The sequence below is a fragment of the Microcoleus sp. bin48.metabat.b7b8b9.023 genome, assembly GCF_013299185.1.
Taxonomy (GTDB): Bacteria; Cyanobacteriota; Cyanobacteriia; order Cyanobacteriales; family Microcoleaceae; genus Microcoleus.
Window position 1 is genome coordinate 147836 of sequence record NZ_JAAFKG010000006.1, and the last position, 17024, is coordinate 164859.

The window sequence follows — 17024 nt, forward strand, 5'->3', positions numbered from 1 at the left end:
TAGGGGACAAAAAAATTCCCGATTGCCGAAAACAGCATCTTATAAGGAGCCTAACCGGATGTTCACTCACGTCAAGCCCACCATTCGCCACGTCGTGCCGGAAAACTTGCAGGGGCGATCGCTCATGAAGGTGGTCTATGTCGTACTAGAACCGCAGTATCAAAGCGCCCTCTCCGCAGCGGTTCGAGCGATAAATAACAAAAATCCGAATCTGGCAATAGAAATCAGCGGCTATCTGATCGAAGAACTTCGCAGCCCGGAAAATTACGAGGCCTTTAAGCGGGATGTAGCTGATGCCAATGTATTTATTGCTTCTCTAATTTTTATCGAAGATTTGGCCGAAAAAGTGGTAGCGGCTGTGGAACCGCTGCGCGACAGCTTGGATGTCGCGGTAGTTTTCCCGTCGATGCCGGGGGTGATGCGACTCAATAAAATGGGCAGTTTCTCGATGGCGCAGTTGGGACAAAGCAAAAGCGCGATCGGCGAATTCATGAAAAAACGGAAGGAAAAGTCCGGGAGTTCCTTCCAAGACGGAATGCTGAAACTGCTGCAAACTTTGCCGAAAGTCCTGAAATATTTGCCGATCGACAAAGCTCAAGATGCCCGCAACTTCATGCTAAGTTTCCAGTATTGGCTGGGCGGTTCCCAAGAAAACTTGGAAAACTTCTTGCTGATGCTGTCACATAAATATGTATTCAAAGGCCAGGAACAGTTAAGTTTTCAAGAGCCAGTTGTTTACCCGGACATGGGGATTTGGCATCCTTTAGCACCGTCGATGTTTGAGGATGTCAAAGGATATCTCGCCTGGTATAATGCCCGCAAAGATATTTCCGCAGACCTCAAAGATCCCCTCGCACTTTGCATCGGTTTAGTGTTGCAGCGCACTCACTTAGTTACTGGAGATGACGCGCACTACGTAGCAATTGTGCAGGAATTGGAGGCAATGGGGGCGCGGGTGTTACCGATTTTTGCAGGCGGTTTGGACTTCTCGAAACCGGTTGAAAGCTTTTTCTTGGAAGTTGGGCCCAAAGGTGTGGCACCGCTGCCGATCGTAGATGCGGTGGTTTCTCTGACTGGTTTTGCGTTGGTGGGCGGCCCGGCGAAACAGGATCACCCAAAGGCGATCGAGACTTTGAAAAAGCTCAACTGCCCTTATATGGTGGCTTTGCCGCTGGTTTTCCAAACGACGGAAGAGTGGGAAAATAGCGATTTGGGCTTGCACCCGATTCAAGTTGCTTTGCAGGTTGCGATTCCTGAGTTGGATGGTGCGATCGAACCGATTATTTTGTCGGGTAGAGATGGCGCAACTGGAAAGGCGATCGCGCTGCAAGATAGAATCGAGGCGATCGCCCAGCGTTCCATGAAGTGGGCAATGCTGCGGCGCAAACCGAAATTAGACAAGAAAGTTGCGATCACAGTCTTCAGTTTTCCACCCGACAAAGGCAACGTCGGCACAGCCGCTTACCTCGACGTTTTCGGCTCAATTTACGAAGTATTGAAAGCCCTAAAAGGTAACGGTTACGACTTGCCAGAACTGCCGGATTCCGCCGAAAAGCTGATGCAAGAAGTCATCCACGACGCAACAGCGCAATACCAAAGTCCGGAATTGAATATTGCTTACCGGATGTCCGTAGCTGAATACGAAGAATTCACTCCTTATTCGGAACGTTTGCAAGAAAACTGGGGCCCGCCTCCGGGACATTTGAACAGCGACGGACAAAACTTGCTGATTTTCGGGAAACATTTCGGCAACGTATTTATCGGAGTGCAACCTACCTTTGGATATGAAGGCGATCCGATGCGGTTGTTATTCTCTCGTTCTGCTAGTCCCCACCACGGTTTTGCTGCTTACTACACTTATTTAGAGCGCATTTGGGGTGCGGATGCGGTGCTGCACTTTGGCACTCACGGTTCCCTAGAATTCATGCCTGGTAAGCAGATGGGAATGTCTATCGATTGTTATCCCGACAGTTTGATCGGCAAAATTCCTAACCTTTATTATTACGCCGCCAACAATCCCAGCGAAGCAACAATTGCTAAGCGTCGCAGTTATGCTGAAACCATCAGCTATCTGACTCCTCCGGCTGAAAATGCTGGTTTGTATAAAGGTTTGCAGGAACTCAGCGAGTTGATTGCTTCCTATCAAACTTTGAAGGATACGGGCCGGGGTGTGCCGATCGTGGATGCGATCGTCGAAAAATGCCGTTTGGTCAATTTAGACAAGGATATCGCCCTACCTCCCGAACAGGAAAGAGGCGTTGCTGCGGGCATGACTGCGGAGGAACGGGACAATTTAGTTGGCTTGGTTTACCGCAAGTTGATGGAGATTGAATCGCGGTTGTTACCTTGCGGTTTGCACGTGATCGGGAAGCCGCCGACTGCGGAAGAGGCGATCGCAACTTTGGTTAACATTGCCAATTTAGACCGGGAAGAAGACAACCTGATCAGCTTACCGCGAATTATCGCTAACAGTCTGGGACGCGATATCGAGGAAATTTACACCAATAGCGATCGAGGCATTTTAACTGATGTCGAATTGCTGCAAAATATCACCTTAGCCTGTCGCGATGCTGTCAGCGCTTTGGTGAAGGAACAAACCGATGCGGAGGGCAGAGTTTCCCTAGTTTCCAAGTTAAATTTCTTCAACATGGGCAAGAAAACACCTTGGATTGATTCCTTGCACGCCGCCGGTTACAAAAAAGTCGATCCAGAACCGATTAAACCGCTGTTTGAGTATCTAGAATTCTGCTTGCAGCAAGTTTGTGCCGACAACGAATTAGGCGCACTGTTGCGCGCGCTAGAAGGCGAGTTTATTGTGCCTGGGCCCGGTGGCGATCCGATTCGCAACCCGGATGTTTTGCCGACTGGCAAGAATATGCACGCTTTGGATCCGCAGTCAATCCCGACGACGGGTGCGGTGAAGTCTGCTAAGGTTGTTGTCGATCGGCTATTAGAAAGACAGCGCCTCGATAACGGCGGAAATTACCCAGAAACCATCGCCGTTGTGCTGTGGGGAACCGACAACATCAAGACTTACGGCGAATCCCTCGCCCAAGTCATGTGGATGGTGGGAGTCAAGCCCGTACCCGACGCTTTGGGCCGAGTCAACAAACTCGAATTGCTGTCCTTAGAAGAGTTGGGACGCCCTCGAATCGACGTAGTAATTAACTGTTCCGGCGTTTTCCGCGACTTGTTCATCAACCAAATGAACTTGTTAGATAAAGCCGTAAAAATGGCAGCAGAAGCCGACGAACCCTTAGAAATGAACTTCGTCCGCAAACACGCCTTGAAGCAAGCCGAAGAAATGGGCATCAACCTGCGCCAAGCAGCAACCCGCGTGTTTTCCAACGCTTCCGGTTCCTACTCATCTAACGTCAATTTGGCGATCGAAAACAGCACCTGGGAAAGCGAAGCCGAGTTGCAGGAAATGTACTTAACCCGTAAATCCTTCGCGTTTTCTTCCGACAATCCCGGAACAATGGAACAAGACAGGCAGATTTTTGAATCATCCTTAAAAACTGCTGAAGTCACCTTCCAAAACTTGGATTCTGCGGAGATTTCGCTAACCGACGTATCGCACTATTTCGACTCCGATCCAACTAAATTAATCGGCAGTTTGCGCGCCGACGGCAAGCAACCAACATCCTTCGTTGCTGATACAACAACAGCCAACGCGCAGGTACGGACGCTATCAGAAACCGTGCGTTTAGATTCGCGCACCAAGCTGCTAAATCCGAAGTGGTACGAGGGAATGTTATCCCACGGATATGAAGGCGTGCGGGAGATTTCCAAGCGTCTGGTGAACACAACTGGATGGAGTGCGACTGCGGGCGCCGTGGATAATTGGGTGTATGAGGATGTGAACGGTACATTTATCCAAGATGCGGAAATGCAGAAGCGTTTGCTTAACTTAAATCCTCATTCTTTCCGCAAGATTGTGAGCACGTTGCTGGAGGTGAACGGCCGGGGTTATTGGGAGACTTCGGAGAGTAATTTGGACAGGTTGCGTGAGTTGTATCAGGAGGTGGAAGACCGGATTGAGGGGGTAGAATAGAGTTATAATGTAGTAGGGCAGGCATCTCGCCTGCTCTGCCTTTTATTTTGGTGGATAAAATGACTGTTTGCAACTACTGGGAGTCGATTGCGATCGGTGTATGAGGGAACCAACGGCAGAACAGTTACGGAGTTTATATCGGCTGTGTCATCTACTTACCAACGTGATGTTCCACCCAATTCACATAGTGCGTTTAGATGAACGAACTCTTAATCTATTTATCTTAGCAGGACAAAGCGAAGAGATTGAGTTGGAAATTCAACCTGATGGGAGTATTGAGCCATGAGTAATATTAATTATGCTGCAATGAGCGATCGCGAACTAAAGCAACACATTCTCACTCATAGAGACGATCGAGAAGCTTTCTATGCTTACATGGATCGGCGGCATTCCCGCCCCCGCAAAGTTACTATAAAACTTGACGATCCAGCTTGGCAAGAAAAAATGATATCAGCTATTGGGATGAAATTAAACTCTGCTAATTAATGAAGTATGAAGTAATTATTTACTGGAGTGAGGAAGACCAGGCATTTATTGCCGAAGTCCCTGAATTGCCTGGATGCACCGCAGATGGGGAAACTTATCAAGAAGCACTCCAAAATGTAGAATTGATTATGCAGGAGTGGATTGAGACGGCTCAGCAATTAGGGAGAATTGTCCCTCAACCCAAAGGTAGATTGCTGTTTGCATAAATGCTGGATTGAAAGGATAAAAAAGTTAAGCATCAAAACAAATCAAGGCGATTTCGCAGGAGTATTTTCAATGCTTCAAACTCTGACAGATCCTAAAGAAGATATTGCAGGTTCTTGCCTGGTTTTACACGATATCAGTTGGGAAACCTACGAACAGTTGTTAGAAATATTTGCGGAACGTCCGACACCGCGCATGACTTACTATCAGGGAACTTTAGAACTCATGGTACCTTTACCAGAACATGAAAGGTATAGCTGGACTCTCGGTCGGCTAATTGTAGCACTTTCTGAGGAAATTGGGATTGAAATTATCGGATTAAAATCATCTACTTGGCGTTCAAAACCGAAAAAAGCTGGCAACGAAGCTGATGAATGTTTTTATATCCAAAATGAAGCTTTAATGCGGGGTAAATTAACAATAGATCTCAAAAATGACCCGCCGCCAGACTTAGCTGTGGAAATGGATTTGACTAGCTCATCTATCAATAAAATGGCTGTTTATGCGGAACTTAAAGTGCCGGAAGTTTGGATTTGGAAGAAAGGAAAACTAATAATTAACATTTTAACTGATACGGGTTATGTCGAGTCGGAAACCAGTTTGGCATTTGCCTCGTTTCCTGTCAAAGAAATCGCACAGTTTATGCACCTAGACTCAGAGAAGGGAGAGAATGCGAGAATTAGAGAGTTTCGGGAATGGGTACGATCGCACTTAAATTAATTCCGGGTTTGTTACATTGATATCTGGCATCATTTTCAATAGCTTGTAGGGGCGGGTTCGCCGATCGCCTTAAAGCTTGCAGACAGATTAAATAAACCCGCCCTCCCCTACGAATAACCCTGTTCGATCGAATAAAGAAGGCGGTTGAAACCGCAACTAGACGAACGAAGTCCCAGCAGAGAGGGACTAAGAATACTGAGTTTTTACATACTGTTTCATCACAGCATTCAAACTAAACAAAGTTATCTTTTCCTCTTCTACAGCATCCAATAAAAACCGACTTCCCAAAGATCGCACTGCATTAACTATTTCAGACGGCGAAAACGGTATTTTATTGAAACATTGAGACACAGCAACGGGTTCAGATTGATTCGCCAGGTGAACCATCACTGCCAATTCTGCCGCAGTCAAACGCCCAAAAGGTTGAGATAATTGAAATTGCAACCCTTCATCTAAAATCGGCATTTCGCACTGCAAAAACTCCGAAACTCTCCCCCCAAATAACTCTCGAATCAGCGTTGCAGTCAACTCCAACCACAGAGGATTGCCTTGATAAATATCAATCAAAGTTGACCATGTTTCCTCATCGGCTAACTTTTGTGATTTCAAAATCTCTTTAGCAGCTTCTCCCAAACTTCCCAATACCAAAGATCGCACGGGACGATCCTCTTTTGATAAAAGAGCAATTTCTCTAGGTTTTTCCCAACTATTCAATATCAAACAACTTTGATGAGAAACTTCGGCAATTAGTTTAAAAAATAACTGATAATCTTCATATCCAGTTTTATATTGTCCTGCGAGTTGTCCGCTGCTAAAAAGCATTTGCACGTCATCGAGGACAATCAGACAGCGGTATTTTCGCAGGTAATCGAGGATTTGGGAAATTTTGGTTTCGATGTTTTGGGGAATTTCTGATTGTTGGGAAAAGATTTGCAGCAGGTTGGTGAGGGTTGCATCGAGTGTTGGGGAAAAGCGGAGGCTGCGATAGATGACGCAATCGAATTGGGTTTTGATTTGGTCAATTAGGGCCAGGGAGAGGGTTGTTTTCCCGATGCCGCTGATTCCCAGGAGTGCGATTAGGCGTGTGCGATGATCGCCCGTTATCCAGTTTTCGAGGGTGGAGAGTTGGGAAGTGCGATCGAAAAAGGTGAATATTTCGGGTGCGTCGCCTAAGTCTATGTGGAGTTGTTTGGGAGTTTGTTGGGGGTTTGAGGTTTCTGTTGGACTTCTCGCCCTTTCTTGACAAACATTGACGTTATTAAACGTGACATTATTACTCAGAATAGCTGATGGAGAGTTATAAAAATTTGCCCTTTCCAGTATTGCTCTAACATTTACTTTGCTAACTTCTTCACCGAAGACATCTGATAGTATCTTCCATAATTCAGAAGCAGCAATTCTAATATAACCTTCACTGCAACCACGGTCTTGCGCTACTTTTGCTGCATATTTTCGACCTTGGAGGACTTCTTTTAAAATAGCTTCTTGCAGGTCGTCTAAGTGCTTCCCTGTTTTGGAAAAAACTTTGTCATCGGCAAATCTTAAGACTTCCTTAAGCTCCATAGATCGCGTTTGGGGTAATTTTTAGTTATTATAACTTATTTTTTATAACTTTTTAGATAACGTTATATAACGTTTTCTAGCGCGATCGAGTTGGCGATTGGCGAAGGCGGGTCATTGTATGATTTTTTACTAAGGTTAGTGGCAGTAGACTTTACCGTGCTACATCCAAATCTTAGAAATAGATCGCACATTATTTCGGATTACGTCAATTTTATCATTGTGCTATATTCGGTTTCGTGAGTTTTTTAAAATTTTAGATGAGCAAAAAAATGCGTACAAAAGTATTCTTGATTTCAATTTGTTTTCTTTTAGGTTTTCTAGTAACTGCACCTGTATCTATTGCTAGAGATCCTTGGGCATTGTCAGGTTCCCAAAAGCAAGGACATTGCAATTTGGGTGAAGGCGGGGATCAATGTGACTTTGGTGCTTATCCTACAAGAAACAAGGGCAATGCTAGACGCATAGGCGGATTTTATATAGATCCTTTAAACTATAGACCTTCAGATGCGAGGTTATCAGTTAACTACCAGTTGAAGTATTGTAATACTACTGATTGGACACCAACATATAGTAACATACTTGCTGCTCAAGGTAGCAACTGGATGAGTTTTTCGGGCGAAGTATGTGAGTTTAGATACTCTCTTACCAAGGCTTGGGGAGAAAGACTAAATTTGAACTTTGAAATGAACTATTATCTGGATTACTAGCAGCATCTTCTGCCCACTGTGTACTTATAAATGTGTTAAGTAGTTGTGCAGAATTAATTACACAAAATCTCGCGTGAAAGCCCTGTAAGCGTCAAGACTTTTTATGTAATTAATTTGGCCCCCTTACTTAGCAATATGTAATACCATTTTCCAAAAACCATGCTGTCGTAGTATCTCTAAACGGATGAGATTACGTTTTATTACCCCTGGTTAATTTAGCCCTGGCTAATGTTGCATGATTTTTAAGAAGTGGTATAATACCATTTCTTCCCCAAGCGCGATCGCCCATTCTTTTACCTAATCAAATGGATTCAATATAGTTAACCCATTAACACGCTTAAAATCCTTAGCATTACGAGTCACCAAAACACATCCCTCAACTAAAGCACAGGCTGCAATTACACCATCACCTAATTTCAAGCGATAATCTCTACGAATTTGGGCTGCACTATCTAAAACTGATTCTGTCAATGATACGCACTTAAGAAGCCTCAAAAATTCTCGCATCTCATTCGCTTGTTCTTCTGTCAATGCCGGGTAGCAAAGTAACTCTACCCAACTAATGGGACAGTAAAATGCCTCTGCATCTCCAGCTTCAATCTCATCAAATATAGGCTGAACTTCTGGCCCATCATTGAAGTAGTAAATCAGGATGTTGGTATCGAGAAGATATTTATTAATCATCCCATTCTGCTCTAAGTTGCAACTGGAATTCCCAAGCATCCACACGCTTAGGTAAAAAACCTCGCCATCTCTTTAGATTTTTCCTTGGCAATCTTTCACTGCTACCCTGAGTCTGGGTTGTTGCCCGATCGCGCATTAATGCTGACAATACTTCTAAAAGCTGCTGTTGCTCGTCAGGAGTGAGACTTTGAGCCTGACTCAGTACCTCGCTATAAGTAGACATAGGCTTTATGTTGAGATTTTTTGGCTGATCGTCATTATAGCAATTTAGGAGCTAGGGAAGTGCGATCGCCCTTTTCTTCCCAAAGTGCGATCGCCTTCATGCCGATTTTTTGATAAACTTCCCCAGGTTCGATGCTATTTTCTCCTGCTTGCTTGCGCTTCATTGACGCTAACAATTTCAGCTTGACTTCTTCCTTAACTTCTAAACCTGCATCAGGATCGCCCAAATATTCTTCTAAGCACTGTTCAACGGTATGTCGAATCAAGTCCCGCAGTTGCTCAACTGTCATATCTTTGACTTGCATCTTAATCTCCTAGTTTGTGGGATTATTCATAAATAATAGCAAATTTAGTATCGCCCAACCTAATCAAATGGATTCAAGTCTAAGTTGCAACTGGAATTCCAAAGCATCCACACGCTTAGGTGAAAAACCTCGCCATCTCTTTAGATTTTTCCTGGGCAATCTTTCACTGCTACCCTGAGTTTGGGTTGTTGCCCGATCGCGCATCAATGCTGACAATACTTCTAACGACGATGATATAATTTTAGTCCGCTTGTGAGGCTGCTGCACCATCTTCAAAGTTAAACTCATTTTCAATTGATGTATAAAATTGGGAAATCTGCTCAGTCGATGTGATGTGATAAACACTTTTGGTACTTCGCGCCCGATCGATATATTCGCGATATTTTGGGTTCAAAAATTTGTCACACAACCAAAGCACGCGGTAACTGGTAAGCGAACTCTTTAATATTGGGGTGTTTTCTGGCCAGCCTGCGGGCGGTTTAAAGTAACCCGACATCAGTCGTTTAGTCACCCACCAGAAATGCACGTATAGGGGTAGATCGATAAAAACCAGGGTATCCGCCTCATCAAGTCGCAGCCAGAGGGTTTCCATGCAACCAAAACCGTCAATAACCCATCTGTCAGTCTGCAAAATTTCTTGATGGGCGCGCTTAAAATCTTCCTTTGGAACCTCAGCGCCGCCCGATCGATATTGAATCTTGTCTAAGATGTGAAGCGGCAATCCAGTGATGTCCGATAATCTCTTGCTGAGAGTGGATTTACCGCCTCCCGCGTTGCCAAATACTGCTACTTTTTGCATAGCTGCTCGTTCGCCAGAATTCAACTTTAAGTTTAGCCGATCGACTTTGCGAACAAGTATTTAGCGCGATCGACCTCATGCCCGCTGCCTTCTACAATTAGTAACACACTGCCCTGAGAAATCTGCCGCTGATAAGCTTTCGCTTGCTCTGAAGTCAATCCCAATCCAATCAAAGCCCCCGCCAATCCGCCCGCAGCCGTGCAAATTCCACCACTCAACAGCGTAAAGCCGATCGCCCCAGACACCAATATTTGACCGACACCGGGAAGCGCCAGGATTCCCATTCCCAATACCAGCCCGGTGGCACCTCCCAGCAAATTGCCCAAGAACATTCCTTTTTTTAGCCCTGTTGCAGTGCCTGCGATCGCCCCTAACGACTCACAGGGAAGATTTAAAGAATTTTGCCCTTCTTGGAAGCCTTGCCCCAGCAAGAACATCTGGGCTAGTGGAAAGCCTGAAAACACCAGATAATCGAGGGCTTTTCCTGCGTCTTCACGGCTAGAAAAGGTTCCGAGGACTTGTCGCTGTTGGGTCAATATTGTATTAAACATCACTTAGTTTTGATAACTTAATTATTTTCTGTATTTTTCAGTACTATTTTACCTATTTATTTCAAAAAGCAAGCATCAAAAAGTCTGATTGTCAGCAAAAATTGACAAAAAAGCGTCCGCAGGTTGAAGTTACCAGCGGACTCTTCTTTAGTCTGCGGAGCCAGACTTTGTATGACAATAAGCGGTTTCAACCGCCGAATAATTTCCTAACGCCGAGGTGCGTACATGATTACCAAAACGCCCAGCAAAGCAATCCACCCTCCCAGTAAATCGTACTTATCAGGAGCAATGCGATCGACAATCCAGCCCCACAGAATCGACAGCACAATGAAAACACCGCCATAAGCCGCATACGCCCGTCCAAAAGTAGCCGGTTGCAGGGTTGGCACCACCCCGTAAACGCCCAAAATAACCATCCCAATTACGGCTAACCAAGGGCTTTTGCCTTCGCGCAACCACAGCCAAAATAAATAGCCACCGCCAATTTCGCAAATTCCAGCTACTACAAAAAGCAACAAAGATTGAATCATTATTTTTTACGGGAATCACTCAAGGTTGCAGGTTCTTCGATTGTCAAAGCATCTTCGTTTTCTTCGCCAGTGCGAATACGAACTGTTCGAGTTACCGGAATGACAAACAATTTACCATCTCCAACAGTTCCTGTTTTTGCTGCTGCCACAATCGTATCAACAACTGCATCGACTTGATCGTCATTTACAACAATTTCAATTCTGACTTTGGGCAGAAAGTCAACTGTAAAAGGTTTGCCTTCCATATCTAGCAACCCCAAAAAAGCTAGGGGTCTTCCTTTTTGTCGCCCAAATCCTTTCGCACCGGTGACAGTCATTCCCTGAATGCCGAGTTTGACTAAGGCTTCTTTGACGGCATCCAATTTAGCAGGCTGGATAATCGCAAGAACTAATTGCATAGATTTTAAGTAAGTAGAGGGAAGAAGGAAGAAGGAAGAAGGAAGAGGGAAGACGGAAGAGGGAAGAGGGAAAAAGGAAGAGGGAACAAGGAAGAAGCAATAAGGAAGAACGAAGAGGGAAGAGGGAAGAAGCAATAAGGAAGAACGAAGAAAGCCCTTCGATGCTTCGACTCCTCTCAGCGCAGCGCTTCAGGTAGAAAACTATTATGAATAAAAGAAATTCTTTCTCCCCCTCTCCCCCTCTCCCTATCGAGTTTCTGAGGAGGATTTAGTTGCCTACCGAGATTTAGAGGAAGGGACGTTATCGCGCAGTGGATGATTGATATCCGATGGCAAAAACAGTGGTTTACCTTTAATTAAGCTGTCTCCAATTAGGTAAGCAAATCCTCCGACAAAGAAGGCCAAAGAAATACCGATCGCAGTCAAAGAATTTGTTTGAGCGCTACCAGATCCAGTCAAACCGTAGTAGAAAATGCCACAAACCATCAGTAAATTGGCGATCAAACCCAAAAAGGGAATCACAATTGTTTTGATTGGATTTGTTTCTTCATCTAGCAAATGGTCGAGAGTTGCAATCAGCGTCACTCCGCAGGTAATTCCGTACAGCATAAACGTGCCGATGTTGGAAACTAAGGTGACAATCGTCACGTTATCGACACTCTGGACTGCATAGGAACCAATCAAAGCCGAGAGCCCAGTTAGAAAGTAAATACCGATGTGAGGCGTGTTGTAGCGCCCGTGTAAAAAGCCGAATACGGCCGGCAATTCGCGATCGCTCCCCATGGCGTAACTGATCCGAACACCCGTTGATAGCGACGATAGCGCTGTCCCGATCAATGCCATGACGACTGTGCTGGCGATCGTAATTTGCAGCAAAAATCCGTTGCCAAACAGCAGTGAATCTCCTAAAATTTTGGCGATATCGCCGATCGGCGCACCCGACGATAATGCTGCGGCAAAACCCGTTACAGTTTTACCATCAACGGTTGCAGTGTATTGGTCGCCGATGAAAAAATTAGCCGCGAAATACTCAAAGAAATAGCAGATACAAGCCTGGATAAATAAAGATAGAATTACACCGCGAGGAATATCGCGCTGAGGATTAATTGCCTCACCCGCCATCGCTGTTGCTGATTCAAATCCAACAAGTAAAAGGATTGCGATCGTCGCCTGATAAATCAATCCGGATAAATCGTGCGGCATCACAACGCTCAAGGCATTTGCGTGTTCGTAATTGACATTCGGATGACCCAATCGGTAAACAATCATCAACAATCCCAGGAAGGTGAGAGAGCTAATTTGCACAATGTTGATGATGATATTGATCAGTGTAGAACCAGTAACGCCCATGAGAGCAATACCGCCCACCAGGCCAGTAAAGATAAAACAAATTAAGGCTTTGGTGAACCAATCCGTTGCAAAATCAGGGTTAAATAACTGCCCGATGTAAACGACAAGCGTTCCCATAAAGCTAATCATAATTCCGGGGTAAACCCAGTAGTACAAATGTGCGGCCCACCCGGTGACAAACTTGGCTAAACGCGCCAAACGAAAGTGTTTGTGTTCTTCTTTGGCTAAGATTGCTGCTTCGGCGTAGTAGTAAGAACTGCCCGCACCTGCTTCGGGATAAGCTTTAGAAAGCGTTGCATAACAACTGGCCGTTAGTAGGGCAATACAGGTAGCAAGGGCGATCGCCGCCCACATATTTTTAGCGGAATCCGGCGGGGCTTGCAGTTGGTATGTCGTCCACAGAAAAGCGCCCGGTGCGATCAGCGCCATCGCGTTAATGGTGATGCCTACCAATCCTAGAGTAGGCTTGAGTTGTCCATTAGAGTTGGTCATCGAATTTTAGATTTTAGATTTTAGACTTTAAACCGATTGGTGTAGATGCACCCAGCGGCTGGTGACCAAATTGCTTTTGGTCATAATTTACATACAGTCTCTTGTGTAATGATTAATACTTGATAAGTCTGTATCAGAGAATACAAAAGCTAGCTCTAACTTGCGTTAGTTCGTCTATAAGCTTTGTGATGTATGGATTAGACGAAATATGAGTTTTTCAGATGCGATCGCACTTACAGCGGTTTTGGGAGTTGGGGGCGATCGCAATTAGCTACTAGATTAGCTACTAGCTGATAATTTAGTTGTAGGGTACGTGGAAGAGAAAATCAAAAGAAAGCAGCGAGAGTTATTACTGGCGACGCACCTTGTATCTAGAAAATCAATGGGGTAGGCACTCCTGGCACTACCCCTACAAATTTATTTGAATCATTTAGGATTGCTATATTACTTTGCTTTCTCGCCAACGATCGCAGCGATGGGAACCGCATAATGAATTGCATCGCCTCTCAAATGTACGCCAATCCCCAGACTGTCAACACCAATATCTTCTCTAAAAAGTTGTCGCAGCTTATCGTCATCGCCGGGGTTGGGGAAAGAAGCAGCTAACTGCTGTTCTAGTTCCAATTCTACTTTATAAAATGCTAATTTGACATTTTGCAGATTCGCATCCGCGACTAATTTGGGCAATTCTTCCAGAGTCAAGGCGCGAGTATGAGATGGATCGCGCAGCTTCTCAATATAGTTGTAAGCATCGACTTTTTCCGGCGGCATTGCCACATCAGCAATCAAAATGCGATCGCCCGCGCGACACACCCGAACCATCTCCGACAGCACAACATCCGGCTGCAAGAAGTGATGGAAAGCGTAACGACTCAGCACAATCGAAAAACTCTCATCGGGAAACGGTAGCGTTTCGATATCGCCTTGCACCCACGAGAGATTAGTCAAGTTTTTTTGATCGGCCAAAATCTGGGCTTGTTCTAGCATTGCCGGTGTTAAATCGATGCCAGTAACGCGATGGGAAACTGCCGCAAAAGCACAGGCCACAATACCGGGGCCGCAAGCCACATCTAGAACTGTATCATTCTCAGATACGCTTGCCATCTTCATCAATAAATCGAGAGATTCTTGATTTGTGTGGCCGTACAAGTTAGAAAATGGCACAGCTTGACGGGTGAACTGATCGATGATGGATTCGTGATATGCAGTCATAATTAAATGGTGTGATTTTTGGCGGCTAGCAGGTAGAGTAGGAGCGACTTTTGCCACTCCTACAAAATTTATTTTATCCTTGTGGATTTTGCAATACGCCACCTGCCAGAGCAGTTAAAATCGCTACGCCAAAGGCCAGCCTGTACCAGACAAACACCCACGTATTCTGAGTTTGCAGGAACTTCATCAGCCAGGCGATCGAAATATAGGAAAAAATAAAAGCTGAAATTGTTCCGACTATCAAAGCTACAACTCCAGCATCGCCGGCACCTTCACCCAAAGCACTTTTCAATTCCACTAAACCAACCAGAGTAATTGCCGGAATTCCTAACAGGAAAGAAAACCGGGCTGCGGCGGCTCTTTGCAATCCGAGGAACAATCCTGCTGTTAGGGTGGAACCCGATCGCGAAACACCAGGAATTATTGCCATTGCTTGAGCTAATCCCATTAAAATACCATCTTTGATATCTAATTTTTCGTAATCCCGTTCGCGCTTGCCAGTTTTTTCGGCGATCGCTAATAGCAGCGACATGACAATAGACGCAATTGCGATCGCCCCCAAACTCCGCAGCGGTGACTTGTCAAAATCTTTAACAAATATCTTGATTAGCAGCCCAAAAAAGATAATCGGTATAGTTCCCAAACCAATTCCCAGGGCCATCCGAAACTCTTGGGATTCGTAGTCTGAGCTGGTAATAGCTTTAAACGCACCAAAAGCTATATTTGTCAAGTCTTTCCAAAAATACCACAGCACTGCCACAATGCTGCCCAACTGAATTACACCAACATAAGCAACGCCGGGATCGCCCCATCCCAGGGCTACTGGGACTACCTTCAAATGAGCGCTGCTGCTGATGGGCAAAAATTCTGTTAATCCTTGCACCATACCTAAAACGATCGCCTGCAAGATATTAATCTGATGCTGCACGTTGCTAGGAACGGCGGGCGTCTGGGCCAGGAGTACGTCAAGTAAAGCTATCATAAGTTGTCAGTTCTCTGTTGTCAGTTCTTTGTTTAATCTAAGATCTTCCACCATTTTCAGGAACGAGTTCCTGTTACAATTCCACAGCACATAAATTTTCTGGTGGATCGGGTACAGGCTGTTGTCGCTGAGAGGCTGATTGGGAGAGGTGCATTCTGTCAGTTGCATCCTACTGTAGATTGCAACTAAAAGAGAATTAAGCTCCTCAATCAAAAACCACCTTAACCTAATCAGCAACATTTGCATACAGTTGCTGATACAATTAGAAAAGTTTTTGCATCTAGTGAAGCCAGCTTACAGAAAGTGCCAACAACCTATGATATTTTCCCAATCCAAAAAATTAATTGTTACTGTTGCTTCTGGCATCAGCTCGCTGCGGCGAATCTTGTCGGTCAGTATTTTTACTGTGGCGATCGCACTTAGCTTGATACTGCTCACCGGTCAGCCGCCAGCCTACGCAACTCTCACGGACGATCGCTTCGACGGCACTATCTTTGCCCTGTACGCGGGTAACGGTTCTCTAGTTCCTCCTAAAGTCAAGCTCACAGATTCTTTCAACCGCAAAAAACCCGCATTGTTAGTTTTTTACACTGACGACAGTAGCGACTCCAAGCAATACGCGATCGTCGTCTCAAACCTCCAGGAATTTTACGGCCGCGAAGTCGATTTTATCCCCGTCAGCATTGACTCTTTACCTTCGGAACCTTCACCAAAAATAACCGAACCCGGTCATTATTACGAAGGTTTCGTACCTCAAACTGTCATCCTCGACCAATCGGGAAAAGTAGTTTTTAACGAAAAAGGACAAATACCTTTTGAAAAGGTAGATGATGCCTTTCGGAAAGTATTCGACTTGCTTCCTAGAGAAAAATCTCTTCCCTTGAAACGGCGCGTTGTCAACGAACTCAACATCGAATTGTCGAAGTAAAATATTGCAATAACATGACACTCCAAGAGTCCAAGGAGTTTCAAGTTAAGGTTGAAAATCTTTGTATCTCTCGTTTCTAGCGGAGACTAGATCCCCCTAAATCCCCCTTAAGAAGGGGGACTTTGAGAAGATTCCTGTCCCCTCAATACGATTTTAAATACATTGATTAATCGCCAGCCTAAATCCCCCTGATAGTCGGGGGACTTTGAGAAGATTCCTGTCCACCCCTTGTAGGGATTGCAATAACAGGAGAATTCAAGAGTCTAAGGAGTGTCAATTTAAGGTTAAAAATCTTTGTATTTCTCGTTTCTAGCAGAGCCTAGATCCCCCTAAATCCCCCTTAAGAAGGGGGACTTTGAGAACATTCATGTCCCCTCAATACGATTTCAAATACATTGATTAATCGCCAGCCTAAATCCCCCTGATAGTCGGGGGACTTTGAGAAGATTCCTGTCCACCCCTTGTAGGGATTGCAATAACAGGAGAATTCAAGAGTCTAAGGAGTGTCAATTTAAGGTTAAAAATCTTTGTATTTCTCGTTTCTAGCAGAGCCTAGATCCCCCTAAATCCCCCTTAAGAAGGGGGACTTTGAGAACATTCCTGTCCCCTTAATACGATTTTAAATACATTGATTAATCGCCAGCCTAAATCCCCCTGATAGTCGGGGACTTTGAGAAGATTCCTGTCCACCCCTTCTTAAGGGGGGCTAGGCAGGGTGGATTAATTGTCAGGGGGGAATGTATGATAGAACAGGTAATCAAGTCTGCCCTGTCCGGGTAGACTATCCCTTCTGAAATGAATTAACCATGAATTTAATTGAAGCAATTAAATCTGTTC

The 17024-nt window shown here is 44.9% G+C and carries 18 protein-coding genes; 7 read left to right on the forward strand and 11 right to left on the reverse strand.

Annotated elements, in window-relative coordinates; translation table 11 throughout:
• The first annotated feature begins 58 nt into the window (after nucleotides 1-58).
• The 5 genes from QZW82_RS05975 to QZW82_RS05995 all read left to right on the forward strand — a co-directional run bounded on the left by QZW82_RS05975 (nucleotide 59) and on the right by QZW82_RS05995 (nucleotide 5464).
• Nucleotides 59-4054, forward strand: coding sequence for a magnesium chelatase subunit H (locus tag QZW82_RS05975; protein WP_293146123.1), 3996 nt, complete (start codon nucleotides 59-61; stop codon nucleotides 4052-4054).
• Nucleotides 4055-4154: 100 nt separating this feature from the next.
• The gene (locus QZW82_RS05980) at nucleotides 4155-4340 is read left to right on the forward strand and encodes a hypothetical protein (protein WP_293146078.1); all 186 of its coding nucleotides are present in this window, start codon (nucleotides 4155-4157) and stop codon (nucleotides 4338-4340) included.
• Complete coding sequence (locus QZW82_RS05985) at nucleotides 4337-4540, forward strand: hypothetical protein (protein WP_293146080.1); 204 nt, start codon at nucleotides 4337-4339, stop codon at nucleotides 4538-4540. The genes QZW82_RS05980 and QZW82_RS05985 overlap by 4 nt, the downstream gene beginning before the upstream one ends.
• Nucleotides 4540-4746 carry a type II toxin-antitoxin system HicB family antitoxin gene (locus QZW82_RS05990; protein ID WP_293146082.1) on the forward strand — a complete coding sequence of 69 codons (207 nt, stop codon included), beginning with the start codon at nucleotides 4540-4542 and terminating at the stop codon, nucleotides 4744-4746. Before QZW82_RS05985 ends, QZW82_RS05990 begins: the two co-directional genes overlap by 1 nt.
• A gap of 70 nt (nucleotides 4747-4816) precedes the next feature.
• Nucleotides 4817-5464: a Uma2 family endonuclease gene (locus QZW82_RS05995; RefSeq protein ID WP_293146084.1), complete on the forward strand. Its 648-nt coding sequence runs from the start codon at nucleotides 4817-4819 to the stop codon at nucleotides 5462-5464.
• 186 nt (nucleotides 5465-5650) lie between these two features.
• Here the strand turns inward: QZW82_RS05995 and QZW82_RS06000 are convergent, their stop codons facing one another.
• A complete protein-coding gene (locus tag QZW82_RS06000; protein ID WP_293146087.1) occupies nucleotides 5651-7027 on the reverse strand; it encodes an ATP-binding protein in 1377 nt (458 codons plus the stop codon).
• A 257-nt stretch (nucleotides 7028-7284) separates the two neighbouring features.
• Here QZW82_RS06000 and QZW82_RS06005 point away from each other — a divergent pair, with 257 nt between their 5' ends.
• The gene (locus QZW82_RS06005) at nucleotides 7285-7734 is read left to right on the forward strand and encodes a hypothetical protein (RefSeq protein ID WP_293146094.1); all 450 of its coding nucleotides are present in this window, start codon (nucleotides 7285-7287) and stop codon (nucleotides 7732-7734) included.
• 297 nt (nucleotides 7735-8031) lie between these two features.
• Here the strand turns inward: QZW82_RS06005 and QZW82_RS06010 are convergent, their stop codons facing one another.
• The 10 genes from QZW82_RS06010 to QZW82_RS06055 form a co-directional block, all read right to left on the reverse strand.
• Nucleotides 8032-8418 carry a type II toxin-antitoxin system VapC family toxin gene (locus QZW82_RS06010; RefSeq protein ID WP_293146096.1) on the reverse strand — a complete coding sequence of 129 codons (387 nt, stop codon included), beginning with the start codon at nucleotides 8416-8418 and terminating at the stop codon, nucleotides 8032-8034.
• Entirely contained in the window at nucleotides 8411-8641 is a 231-nt protein-coding gene (locus QZW82_RS06015; RefSeq protein ID WP_293146098.1) for a hypothetical protein, read from the reverse strand. Before QZW82_RS06015 ends, QZW82_RS06010 begins: the two co-directional genes overlap by 8 nt.
• 34 nt (nucleotides 8642-8675) lie before the next feature.
• Entirely contained in the window at nucleotides 8676-8945 is a 270-nt protein-coding gene (locus QZW82_RS06020) for a hypothetical protein (protein ID WP_293146099.1), read from the reverse strand.
• A 241-nt stretch (nucleotides 8946-9186) separates the two neighbouring features.
• Nucleotides 9187-9744, reverse strand: a complete 558-nt coding sequence (locus QZW82_RS06025; RefSeq protein ID WP_293146100.1) for an adenylate kinase — start codon at nucleotides 9742-9744, stop codon at nucleotides 9187-9189.
• Between the two features lie 32 nt (nucleotides 9745-9776).
• Nucleotides 9777-10295: a hypothetical protein gene (locus tag QZW82_RS06030; protein WP_293146101.1), complete on the reverse strand. Its 519-nt coding sequence runs from the start codon at nucleotides 10293-10295 to the stop codon at nucleotides 9777-9779.
• A gap of 206 nt (nucleotides 10296-10501) precedes the next feature.
• The gene (locus QZW82_RS06035; protein ID WP_293146103.1) at nucleotides 10502-10825 is read right to left on the reverse strand and encodes a YnfA family protein; all 324 of its coding nucleotides are present in this window, start codon (nucleotides 10823-10825) and stop codon (nucleotides 10502-10504) included.
• Nucleotides 10825-11223: a P-II family nitrogen regulator gene (locus tag QZW82_RS06040; RefSeq protein ID WP_293146105.1), complete on the reverse strand. Its 399-nt coding sequence runs from the start codon at nucleotides 11221-11223 to the stop codon at nucleotides 10825-10827. Before QZW82_RS06040 ends, QZW82_RS06035 begins: the two co-directional genes overlap by 1 nt.
• Nucleotides 11224-11499: 276 nt before the next feature.
• Entirely contained in the window at nucleotides 11500-13065 is a 1566-nt protein-coding gene (locus QZW82_RS06045) for an APC family permease (protein ID WP_293146107.1), read from the reverse strand.
• A 444-nt stretch (nucleotides 13066-13509) separates the two neighbouring features.
• Nucleotides 13510-14277 (reverse strand): methyltransferase domain-containing protein, encoded by a 768-nt coding sequence (locus tag QZW82_RS06050; protein ID WP_293146109.1) that lies wholly within the window; start codon nucleotides 14275-14277, stop codon nucleotides 13510-13512.
• A gap of 73 nt (nucleotides 14278-14350) precedes the next feature.
• Complete coding sequence (locus QZW82_RS06055; RefSeq protein ID WP_293146111.1) at nucleotides 14351-15259, reverse strand: undecaprenyl-diphosphate phosphatase; 909 nt, start codon at nucleotides 15257-15259, stop codon at nucleotides 14351-14353.
• Between the two features lie 316 nt (nucleotides 15260-15575).
• Here QZW82_RS06055 and QZW82_RS06060 point away from each other — a divergent pair, with 316 nt between their 5' ends.
• Nucleotides 15576-16187, forward strand: coding sequence for a thylakoid membrane photosystem I accumulation factor (locus tag QZW82_RS06060; protein ID WP_293146113.1), 612 nt, complete (start codon nucleotides 15576-15578; stop codon nucleotides 16185-16187).
• The last annotated feature ends 837 nt before the right edge of the window (nucleotides 16188-17024 follow it).

What these genes read in the sequence shown, in the direction of transcription:
- QZW82_RS05975 (WP_293146123.1), top strand. Translation starts at nt 59, where the DNA reads ATGTTCACTCACGTCAAGCCCACCATTCGCCACGTCGTGCCGGAAAAC.
- QZW82_RS05980 (WP_293146078.1), top strand. Translation starts at nt 4,155, where the DNA reads ATGAGGGAACCAACGGCAGAACAGTTACGGAGTTTATATCGGCTGTGT.
- QZW82_RS05985 (WP_293146080.1), top strand. Translation starts at nt 4,337, where the DNA reads ATGAGTAATATTAATTATGCTGCAATGAGCGATCGCGAACTAAAGCAA.
- QZW82_RS05990 (WP_293146082.1), top strand. Translation starts at nt 4,540, where the DNA reads ATGAAGTATGAAGTAATTATTTACTGGAGTGAGGAAGACCAGGCATTT.
- QZW82_RS05995 (WP_293146084.1), top strand. Translation starts at nt 4,817, where the DNA reads ATGCTTCAAACTCTGACAGATCCTAAAGAAGATATTGCAGGTTCTTGC.
- QZW82_RS06000 (WP_293146087.1), bottom strand. Translation starts at nt 7,027, where the DNA reads ATGGAGCTTAAGGAAGTCTTAAGATTTGCCGATGACAAAGTTTTTTCC.
- QZW82_RS06005 (WP_293146094.1), top strand. Translation starts at nt 7,285, where the DNA reads ATGAGCAAAAAAATGCGTACAAAAGTATTCTTGATTTCAATTTGTTTT.
- QZW82_RS06010 (WP_293146096.1), bottom strand. Translation starts at nt 8,418, where the DNA reads ATGATTAATAAATATCTTCTCGATACCAACATCCTGATTTACTACTTC.
- QZW82_RS06015 (WP_293146098.1), bottom strand. Translation starts at nt 8,641, where the DNA reads ATGTCTACTTATAGCGAGGTACTGAGTCAGGCTCAAAGTCTCACTCCT.
- QZW82_RS06020 (WP_293146099.1), bottom strand. Translation starts at nt 8,945, where the DNA reads ATGCAAGTCAAAGATATGACAGTTGAGCAACTGCGGGACTTGATTCGA.
- QZW82_RS06025 (WP_293146100.1), bottom strand. Translation starts at nt 9,744, where the DNA reads ATGCAAAAAGTAGCAGTATTTGGCAACGCGGGAGGCGGTAAATCCACT.
- QZW82_RS06030 (WP_293146101.1), bottom strand. Translation starts at nt 10,295, where the DNA reads ATGTTTAATACAATATTGACCCAACAGCGACAAGTCCTCGGAACCTTT.
- QZW82_RS06035 (WP_293146103.1), bottom strand. Translation starts at nt 10,825, where the DNA reads ATGATTCAATCTTTGTTGCTTTTTGTAGTAGCTGGAATTTGCGAAATT.
- QZW82_RS06040 (WP_293146105.1), bottom strand. Translation starts at nt 11,223, where the DNA reads ATGCAATTAGTTCTTGCGATTATCCAGCCTGCTAAATTGGATGCCGTC.
- QZW82_RS06045 (WP_293146107.1), bottom strand. Translation starts at nt 13,065, where the DNA reads ATGACCAACTCTAATGGACAACTCAAGCCTACTCTAGGATTGGTAGGC.
- QZW82_RS06050 (WP_293146109.1), bottom strand. Translation starts at nt 14,277, where the DNA reads ATGACTGCATATCACGAATCCATCATCGATCAGTTCACCCGTCAAGCT.
- QZW82_RS06055 (WP_293146111.1), bottom strand. Translation starts at nt 15,259, where the DNA reads ATGATAGCTTTACTTGACGTACTCCTGGCCCAGACGCCCGCCGTTCCT.
- QZW82_RS06060 (WP_293146113.1), top strand. Translation starts at nt 15,576, where the DNA reads ATGATATTTTCCCAATCCAAAAAATTAATTGTTACTGTTGCTTCTGGC.